Genomic DNA, 2456 nt, shown 5'->3' with positions numbered 1-2456 from the left:
TGTTTGTGTTCAATTAGAGATTGCGGTTTTAGTCATGTAAAAGTTTCGGGTTTGGTCATGGGAGCATGCCGACCACTGTTACAGGGCCTTGTTTGACTGGGAGCGTCTGACTTCTTCCAGTTGAAAGGTCCGGAAAGGCAATGATCAGCATGTCCGTCATTCACTCTATCCGTTGCATGCGAAAGGAAGGTGCGTCCGTCGCCGCGATTGCGCGCGAGCTGGGTATCAGCGAGCCGACGGTGCGCAAGTACCTCAGGGAGGTCGACCTGTCCGACAGGCCGCCGGTGAGGCGTGAGCGGCCGTCGAAGATCGACCGGTGGGTGCCGTTGATCGAGGGCTGGTTGGCCGAGGACCGGCGGACGTGGTCGAAGCAGCGTCATACGGCGACCCGTATCCACCGGCGTCTGGTTGATGAGTGCGGCGCTGATGTGTCATTGTCCACCGTGACGCGCAAGGTGCGCGAGCTCAAACGTGAGTTCGGCCTTGAACGCCAGCGCGGCTTTCTGGACCTGTCGTGGCATCCTGGCGAGGCGCAGGCCGATTTCGGCCAGAGCGACGTGTACTGGAAGGGAGTGCGCCGGCGCATGCATTATTTCGTGCTCTCGTTCCCGCATTCGAACACCGCGGTCGCGTGCCTGACGCCGGGCGAGAACGCCGAATGCACCTGCCAGGCCCTGAAGGACCTGTTCACCCGTCTGGGCGGCGTTCCGACGCGCATCGTGTTCGACAACGCCGCGGGCGTCGGCAGGCGGCGGCGTTCCGGCGAGGTGCGCTATACCGAGGTGTTCCGCCGTTTCCGCGCCCATTACGGTTTTGACTCGTCGCTGTGCAATCCCCATGCCGGCCATGAGAAAGGCAATGTCGAGGCCAAGGTCGGCGCCATCCGCCGTTCCTTGTTCGTGCCGGTCCCGTCCGCGTGGTCGTTCGAGGGGTTCAACGCGGCCCTGTTCGACAAATGCATGGGGCTGGCCGAAAAACCCCACTACCGCAAGGACGGCCGGGAGATCGAACTGTTCGCGCACGACCGTGCGGCGCTCCTGCCATTGCCGGACGTGGCGATGGACGTCGTCGAATACCGGCGCATGAAGGCCGACAAGTACGGCATCATCGTCCTCGAGCGGCGCCACCGCTACCTGGCCGGTGCCGAGCACGCGGGCCGCGAGCTGATCGTCGGGCTGCGCGCCGGAAGCGTCGAGATCCTCGACGCGAAGGGCGCGCCCGTCGCGATACACGAACGCGCCTACGGCGAGCAGCCCACGAACAGCCAGGAGCCCATCACACAACTCGAAACGCTATGCCACAGGCCCAACGCATGGCGCAACAGCCAGGTGCGCGACGCGCTGCCGGACCCGCTGGCCGCATGGCTCGACCTGCAGGACGGCATCGACCGGCAGGCCCATCTCAGGACCCTGCTCACGCTCAGCCGCGACAACGGCTGGGAACACGCCGTCAAAGCCATGGACGACACGTTGGAAGCCACCGGCGGCCTCGACCCGGCCAGCGTCGAACTACAGGCCTCACGCCTGGCCGCCGGACAGGACCCCATCGAATACGACGATCCCATCGACCTGAGCGAATACGACATCGCCTTCCGCCACTGACCCACACAAGGAGAGACGACCCCATGAAGACCAACGACGGCATCGAACGCCTGCGCGCCGACGCCAGAAGCCTGTTCATCTCCACCGCGACCATCGACGACACGCTCTCGTGGGCCACGCCCCGCCAGATCGACGCGATCGGGCGCATGCTGCGATGCGAGCTCGACAACCGCGACACCGCCAAACGCGAACGACTCCTGCGCCGCGCCAGGTTCCCCGTCATGAAAACCCTCGACGGCTACGACTATACCCACGTGCGACTACCCGACGGCTACACCAGGGACCAACTCACCAGCCTCGAGTTCCTCGACCACGCCCAGGACCTCGTCTTCTACGGACGCACCGGACGAGGCAAGACCCACCTGGCCACCGCCCTGGGCGTCAAAGCCATCGGACAGGGACGCGCCGTGCGCTTCTGCCAGACCGCCGAACTCGTCCTGCAACTGGGCAAGGCCAAACGCGCCGGCAGTCTCGATCAGATCCTCAAGGACCTGGCCCGCGCCGATCTGATCATCCTCGATGAATTCGGCTACGTGCCCTTCGACATCGACGGCGCCCGCCTGCTCTACCAGATCATCGCCGGCGCCTATGAACGACGCAGCATCATCTTCACCACCAACATCGAATTCGGCAAATGGGGCACCATCTTCGCGGATGACAAACTCGCCGCCGCGATCGTCGACCGCATCGTCCACCACGGACGCCTCATCGAATTCCACGGACCAAGCCGACGCATGAGCGAAGCCCTCATGTTCGACCACACCAACAACCAATCAACCACGACCAGCATGCCCCAATGACCAAAACCGAAAAAACTACATGACCAAAACCAAAACACCGACTTGACAAAATACA

2 protein-coding genes are annotated in these 2456 nt (G+C 63.4%); both read left to right on the top strand.

Annotated elements, in window-relative coordinates:
- Positions 1-149: 149 nt before the first annotated feature.
- Positions 150-1601 (top strand): IS21 family transposase, encoded by a 1452-nt coding sequence (istA, locus tag PG2093B_RS08890; RefSeq protein ID WP_095615679.1) that lies wholly within the window; start codon positions 150-152, stop codon positions 1599-1601.
- A 23-nt stretch (positions 1602-1624) separates the two neighbouring features.
- Positions 1625-2401, top strand: coding sequence for an IS21-like element helper ATPase IstB (istB, locus tag PG2093B_RS08885; RefSeq protein ID WP_095615609.1), 777 nt, complete (start codon positions 1625-1627; stop codon positions 2399-2401).
- Positions 2402-2456 lie beyond the last annotated feature (55 nt).

The sequence above is a fragment of the Bifidobacterium pseudolongum subsp. globosum genome, assembly GCF_004155535.1.
Taxonomy (GTDB): Bacteria; Actinomycetota; Actinomycetes; order Actinomycetales; family Bifidobacteriaceae; genus Bifidobacterium; species Bifidobacterium pseudolongum_C.
The sequence above is the reverse complement of the archived record's forward strand: the minus strand, read 5'-3'. Positions and strand labels throughout refer to the sequence as shown.

Excerpts from the sequence above, each read along its gene's own strand:
- istA (WP_095615679.1), top strand. The coding sequence starts at position 150 with ATGTCCGTCATTCACTCTATCCGTTGCATGCGAAAGGAAGGTGCGTCC.
- istB (WP_095615609.1), top strand. The coding sequence starts at position 1,625 with ATGAAGACCAACGACGGCATCGAACGCCTGCGCGCCGACGCCAGAAGC.